This is a genomic window from Sphingomonas sp. (assembly GCF_048594985.1).
Classification (GTDB): domain Bacteria; phylum Pseudomonadota; class Alphaproteobacteria; order Sphingomonadales; family Sphingomonadaceae; genus Sphingomonas_I.
Window position 1 is genome coordinate 1 of record NZ_JBMDXG010000202.1, and the last position, 6689, is coordinate 6689.

General features: G+C 67.2%; 6 protein-coding genes. 2 read left to right on the top strand and 4 right to left on the bottom strand.

Features of this window, described 5'->3' with window-relative positions; genetic code table 11:
* Nucleotides 1–1716 (bottom strand): 5'-3' exonuclease H3TH domain-containing protein (locus ACOJSF_RS07855; protein WP_420141660.1); only part of this gene is annotated, 1716 nt, incomplete at its 3' end.
* A 50-nt stretch (nucleotides 1717–1766) separates the two neighbouring features.
* Nucleotides 1767–3095: a glycoside hydrolase 5 family protein gene (locus ACOJSF_RS07860; protein ID WP_420141661.1), complete on the bottom strand. Its 1329-nt coding sequence runs from the start codon at nucleotides 3093–3095 to the stop codon at nucleotides 1767–1769.
* 116 nt (nucleotides 3096–3211) lie between these two features.
* On the opposite strand from ACOJSF_RS07860, the gene ACOJSF_RS07865 reads away from it, so the two are divergent.
* Nucleotides 3212–4018 carry a class I SAM-dependent methyltransferase gene (locus tag ACOJSF_RS07865; RefSeq protein ID WP_420141662.1) on the top strand — a complete coding sequence of 269 codons (807 nt, stop codon included), beginning with the start codon at nucleotides 3212–3214 and terminating at the stop codon, nucleotides 4016–4018.
* Between the two features lie 16 nt (nucleotides 4019–4034).
* Here the strand turns inward: ACOJSF_RS07865 and ACOJSF_RS07870 are convergent, their stop codons facing one another.
* On the bottom strand, nucleotides 4035–4688 hold the full coding sequence (locus ACOJSF_RS07870) for a TetR/AcrR family transcriptional regulator (protein ID WP_420141663.1): 654 nt from the start codon (nucleotides 4686–4688) through the stop codon (nucleotides 4035–4037).
* Nucleotides 4689–4789: 101 nt separating this feature from the next.
* On the opposite strand from ACOJSF_RS07870, the gene ACOJSF_RS07875 reads away from it, so the two are divergent.
* The gene (locus ACOJSF_RS07875; protein ID WP_420141664.1) at nucleotides 4790–5527 is read left to right on the top strand and encodes an SDR family NAD(P)-dependent oxidoreductase; all 738 of its coding nucleotides are present in this window, start codon (nucleotides 4790–4792) and stop codon (nucleotides 5525–5527) included.
* Nucleotides 5528–5582: 55 nt separating this feature from the next.
* Here ACOJSF_RS07875 and ACOJSF_RS07880 read toward each other — a convergent pair.
* Nucleotides 5583–6689, bottom strand: a 1107-nt coding sequence (locus ACOJSF_RS07880; RefSeq protein WP_420141665.1) for an FAD-binding protein, incomplete at its 5' end; no start/stop codon positions are given.

Sequence of the window (6689 nt, forward strand, 5' to 3'; positions counted from 1 at the left end):
GCCCAGTTGCTTGGGGCTACCGATGGTGAAGGGGCCCCCGGCTGCCGCGTGGATGATCCCTTCGAGGCGGACGATCTCCTCACCGAACTGGGTGGACAGGCGGTGGAGCTCCTCGCGATCGACGAGGATGCCGGCGCGTTCCATCTCGGCCACGATCGGCACCAGCGGGCGATCGACCAGTTCGTAGACGCGGGTCGCCTGCTCGCGCGAAAGGCGCGGCTTCAGCCGCTGCCACAGGCGGAGCGTGACGTCGGCATCCTCGGCCGCATATTCGGTCGCACGGTCGAGCGGCACGAGATCGAAGCTGATCTGGCTCTTGCCGGTGCCGCACACATCCTTGAACTGGATGCAGGCATGGTCGAGGTGGCGCTTGGCGAGATCGTCCATGCCATGCCCGCCGAGCCCCGCGTCGAGATCGTAGGACAGGATCATCGTGTCGTCGTAGGGCGTCACGTCGATGCCCGCCCGGCGGAACATGATCAGGTCGTATTTGAGATTCTGCCCGACCTTGAGCACCGCCGGATCCTCGAGCAGCGGCTTGAGCTTCGCCAGCACGAGGGGGCGGTCGAGCTGCTCGGGCCGCTCGGTCAGCAGATCCTCGCCCCCGCGGCCATGGCCGACGGGGATATAGCAGGCCTTGCCCGGCGCGACGGCCAGGCTGATGCCGACCAGATTGGCGCGGATGCAGTCGAGGTCGTCGGTTTCGGTATCGACCGCGATCACGCCCGCGTCGAGCGCGGCGGCGACCCAGCGATCGAGCGCCTCCTCCGTCACGACCGTTTCGTAATCGGCGTGGACGAAGGGCACCGCATCCTCGACCCGCGCGGGCAAAGCGGCGCTCGCCTCCTCGCCGCCCAGCTTGGTGAGGAGCGAGCGGAAGCCCTGATCGGTGAGGAAAGCCTGGAGCGGCTCGCGCGGGAGCCCCTTGAGCGCGAGATCCTCCAGCGGCTCGGGCAGGGGGCGGTCGCATACCAGCCGGACGAGCTCGCGGCTGAGGCGGGCATTGTCGGCATGGTCGATCAGCGTCTGGCGGAGCTTGGGTTTCTTGATCGTCGGCGCGGCGGCGAGCACGCCTTCCAGATCGCCGTAGGTGTTGATCAACTCGCTGGCCGTCTTGGGGCCAACGCCGGGCACGCCGGGCACGTTGTCGACGCTGTCGCCCATCAGCGCGAGCACGTCGCCCAATTGCTCGGGCAGCACGCCGAACTTCTCCTGGACATGCTCGACGCTCAGCCGGCGGTTGTTCATCGTGTCGAGCAGATCGAGCCGGCCGGGTTCGATCAGCTGCATCAGATCCTTGTCGGACGAGACGATCGTCACCTTCCAGTCGGCGGCGAGCGCGGCCTTGGCATAGCAGGCGATGATGTCGTCGGCCTCCAGCCCCTCCTCCTCGATGCAGGGCAGCGAGAAAGCGCGCGTCGCATCGCGGATCATCGGGAATTGCGGCACCAGGTCCGCCGGCGGGGGCGGGCGATGCGCCTTGTACTGATCGTACATGTCGTTGCGGAACGTCTTGGACGAGGCGTCGAAGATCACCGCCATATGCGTCGGCCCGTCGGCGGCGTGCAGATCCTCGACCAGCTTCCACATCATCGTGGTGAAGCCGTAGACCGCGCCCGCGGGCTGGCCGTGCTTGTTGGTCAGCGGCGGCAGCCGATGATAGGCCCGGAAGATATAACCCGAGCCGTCGACCAGATAGAGATGGTTGGAAGACATGCGCCGACGGGCTTAGCGGGTGCGGGGGCGGCGGGAAAGCCGCCCCGCGCTCAGCCGATCGCCTTCAGCGCGGCGGCATGGTCGCGGATCGCCGCGAGCGTCGTCGCGTCGCTGTCGAACACGCCGTACCAGCCCTGTGGCTCGTGCGGGGGATCGCCGAGATAGGACAGGTCGCCGCGCCGGAAGACGTGATCCTCGTGCATGGTCCGCCCTTCTCCATTCCAGGCCCAGAAGTTGGAGCCGGCGAGCGGCCCGCCGGCGCGCGCATCCGACAGCACCGCGTCGTAGATCTGGCCGTAATAAAGGTCCCGCCACGCGGTCGTGGCGGCGGGATCATACGCCTTCGCGCCGTCGCGGGGATAGCCGAACTCCTCGATCACCAGCGGCTTGCCCAGCGTCTTCGCCAGCGCGATGTGCGCGGCGATATAATCGGCCACCTTCCGCCGCCCGGCTTCATGCGTCCCGGGGAGGTCGGTGTCGCTGACCCAGCCCCAGTTGAGCGGCCAGATATGCGCCGTCAGATAATCGATCGGGCCATCATGCTCGGCGAGCACGCAAGCCGCGTCGTCGAGGCAGCCTTTCAACCCTTCGCTGCCGGTGCAGACGAGGTGGTTGCGATCGACCGCCTTGATGAGGCGGGCGGCCTCGTCGACCCATTTCTGAAAGCCGGCCATCGTCTTGACCGCCACGGCCTTGCTGCCCGCCGGGCGCGGTTCGTTGCCGAGCTGCCACGCCATGATGGTGGGATCGTCGCGATAGGCGCGCCCGGTGATGCTGTTGGTGCGGCCGACGACCGAGCGGACGTAAGCGTGATACAGCGCCACCGCCCGTCGGTTGCCGTAGAAGGCCGAATTCCAGTCGGCGAATTCCGGCCATGGATGGTCGGGGTCGTTATTGTCCATGAACTGGCCGCCGTTCACCCAATAGAGATAGGCGCCCATGCCGCCCGACCATTCCCAGAAATTGGTGAGGTAGAGCACGGCGAACATGTCGCGCTTCGCCATTTCGGCGAGCAGATAGTCGAGCCCGGCGAGCAGGTCGGCATTGTAGCGATCGGTGCGGTCGCGAAAGGCGGGCGTGATCGCATTCCTGAGCGGCGAATCCTCCGACGAGGCGAGCACGCGCAGGTTGGTGATCCCCAGCGCCTGCAACCGGTCAAGCTCGCGGCGCAGCCGGTCGCGATTGCCGTAGGCGGTCGCCGCGCCGAGATAGGCCCCGTACCAGATATTCGCCCCGGCATAGCGATAGGTCCGGCCGTTGCGGACGAAACGCAGGCCATCGACGCGCACGAAGGGCGAGGCGGGCGACGCGGCGGGCAGGGTGGCCGCGAACAGCGCGGCGGCGGCCCCGCTCAGCAGGCGGCGGCGGGTGGTCATCATGGCATGTTCCCCCTGATTTGTGGGAAGGATGCCGCATAATCCGCACCGCGCAACCCCGCTTGCGCCATGGCCGATTGCAGCGCATCACGCCACGAAACAATCGGGAGAGCCCTTCGATGCGCCACCTGTTCGCCGCTTCCGCCGCCTTCGTCGTCTTCGCGCTGCCGGCCGCCGCGATGGCCCAGAGCTCCGTCCTTGCCGCCGCGGTCAACAATCCGGCGCGCCCGCAGGAGGAAAAGGCCCGCGACCGGTATCGGCATCCGCTGGAGACGCTGACCTTCTTCGGGGTGAAGCCCGAGCAGACGGTGGTGGAATATAGCCCCGGTGGCGGCTGGTACACGCACATCCTGATGCCGCTCGTGGCGAACAAGGGCCGTTATGTCGCGGTCGTCGGCAACAGCCCGCGCGCGATCGAAGGCGCGACGAAGCTGGTCGCGGGGCTGCCCGGCGCGGGCGCGGCCAAGGTGTTGCCGTTCGATCCCGCCAATGCGTCGATGGGCCTCGACGGCACGGCCGACCGCGTGCTGACCTTCCGCAACGTCCACAATCTGTTGATGGCGGGCGCCGGCAACGGGCAGGGTGACAAGGTCGCGCTCGCTTTCTTCCAGGCGGCGTTCAAGGCGCTGAAGCCGGGCGGGGTGCTGGGCGTGGTCGATCACCGACTGCCCGAAAGCGCGGACGCGGAGCGCGAGCGCAAGAGCGGCTACGTCAAGCGCTCCACCGTGGTGGCGCTGGCGACGCGCGCCGGCTTCAAGCTGGACGGCGAGAGCGCGGTCAACGCCAATCTCAAGGACACTGCCGACTGGCCCAACGGCGTGTGGACGCTGCCGCCGTCGCTGCAGCTGGGCGAGCAGGACAAGGCGAAATATCTCGCGATCGGCGAGAGCGACCGGATGACCTTGCGGTTCGTCAAGCCGCAGTGAGACGTTCGGCGCGCGGCTAGATCGAACCGGGCGTCCGGTCGCGGGCGGCCTTGGACATATCGCCTTCTAGCCGCGCATCCCATGCGAGCATCGCGGTCTCGGCCACGGCGGTAAGGTCGGAGAGTTCGACTCCATCGCGCGCCAGAACCGACATCCCGTTCTGCACCGCCTGCACAAACCGGGCGAGCGCGTGGGCATCCACAGACGCGGGGATCTCGCCTGCGGCTTTTCCCTGCGCGATCCGTTGCTCCAGCCGGCGGAGTGTCTCCTTGCGCGCCGATACGACCAAGGCACCGAGTTCATCATTTCCTTCAGCGCCGACCGCCGAGAGCGTCACCATGCAGCCGTTGCACGCCCGGCTGAGGCCTTCTGCCGTATCGTAGAGGAAGGCCGCGACCGCCCCCCGCGCCGTATCGGCCGAGAAAAAGCCACCCCACCCAGTCGCCTCGTTCAGCTTTCCATATTGGGCGAGCGCCTCGGCATAGAGTGCCTGTTTCGATCCGAACGCGGCATAGAGGCTGGGCGAGTTGATCCCCATCGCGGTCGTCAGATCGCCGATCGACGTCGCTGAATATCCCTTGGTCCAGAACAGATGCATCGCCGCAGTCAGCGCGGCGTCGCGATCGAAGGCGCGCGGCCGCCCGCGACGGCTCGCCGCCTCCTTCCCCATCCTTCCGGCCGGATTTTGCATCGATCGATACATAATGGCTTGACGCGTGGCTGCATAGCACCCACTAATTATGTATCGATCATCACAGAAAGGGATTGACCATGGAATTGGCCGGGAAGCGCGCACTCGTCACGGGCGGCTCACGAGGTATCGGCGCCGCGATCGCCGCAGCATTGGCGGACAAGGGCGCGGAGGTCGCGATCACCTACGAGCGTTCCGGCGATCGTGCGGCGGCACTGGTGGAATCGATCACGGCCAAGGGCGGCAAAGCGCATGCGATCCAGGCGGACAGTGCCGATCCGGCGGCGATCCAGGCTTCGGTCGATACCGCGGTAGAGCGGCTTGGCGGTCTCGACATCCTGGTCAACAACGCGGCGATCGCGCGCTACAGCCCCATCGCCGATTTCCCGGTGGAGGATATCGACGCGCTGCTGGCCGTAAACATCCGGGGACCGATCCTCACGACCAAGGCGGCAATCCCGCACTTCAAAGCTGGCGCGCGGGTCATCAACATCGGATCGGGCGGCGCGGATCGTATCGTCGGCGCGCCCGGAACGGTCTATTACATGACCAAATCCGCGCTCCAGTCCTTCACGCGCGGCCTGGCGCAGGAACTCGGGCCGCGTGACATCACGGTCAACCTCGTCCAGCCCGGCTCGACCAATACGGATATGAACCCGGAGACGGGTGAATTTGCGGACTTCCAGCGCCGCATCCTCCCGCTCGGCCGGTTCGGCCAGCCGGAAGACGTGGCCGCTGCGGTCGCGTTCCTCGCTACCCCCGCTGCGCGCCAGATCACCGGCGCGATCCTCAACGTCGACGGCGGCGCCCTGACCTGATGGCATGCTTCGGCCGCGCACGACCTTCGCGGACGCGCGCGGCCAGGCATCGCGCTCAGGGGATCAGGATCGTATCGCGCGCCTCGGTGGCGGTGTCAGGATAATCGAGCGTGTAATGCAGTCCCCGGCTTTCCTTGCGGGCGAGCGCGGAGCGGACGATCAGGCCGGCCACGACGATGAGGTTGCGCAATTCGATCAGGTCGCCGGTGATGCGGTAATTGCCGTAATAATCCTCGACCTCCTGCGCGAGCAGGGTGACGCGGTGGAGCGCGCGTTCCAGCCGCTTGGTGGTGCGGACGATGCCGACATAGTCCCACATGAAGCGGCGGATTTCGCGCCAATTGTGCTGGACGACGACGTCCTCGTCGGAATCGCGGACGCGGCTTTCGTCCCACGGGCGGATCGCGCCGGGCGGGGGCAAATCGGCCCAGTGGGCGCTGATATGCCTGGCCGCCGCCTCCCCGAACACGAAGCATTCGAGCAGCGAGTTGGAGGCGAGCCGGTTCGCGCCGTGCAGGCCGGACATGGTGACCTCGCCCGCCGCATAGAGGCCGGGCAGGTCGGTCCGCCCGTTCAGGTCGATCATCACGCCCCCGCACGTATAGTGCATCGCCGGCACGACCGGGATCGGCTGCGTGCGGATGTCGATGCCGAGCGTCAGGAGCTTGGCGAGGATGGTCGGGAAGTGATGCTCGATGAAGGCGGCCGGCTTGTGGCTGATGTCGAGGTGGACGAAGTCGAGACCGAGGCGCTTGATCTCATGGTCGATCGCGCGCGCGACGATGTCGCGCGGGGCCAGTTCGGCGCGGGGATCGAGATCGGGCATGAAGCGGTGGCCGTTGGTGGGCAGCTTCAGGAGCCCGCCCTCGCCGCGCATCGCCTCCGTGATCAGGAAGTTCTTGACCTCCAGATTGTAGAGACACGTCGGGTGGAACTGCATGAACTCCATGTTGGAAACGCGCGCACCCGCCCGCCACGCCATCGCGATGCCGTCGCCCGTCGCGCCACGCGGCGCCGTCGAATAAAGATAGGTGCGCCCCGCCCCGCCGGTCGCCAGGATCGTCGCGCGCGCGGTGTGGAGCTCTACCGTCCCCGACGCGCGGTCGAGCGCGTAGACGCCCCAGACGTTGCCCGCGCCCGAGTAGCGCTCCTCATGCCGGCT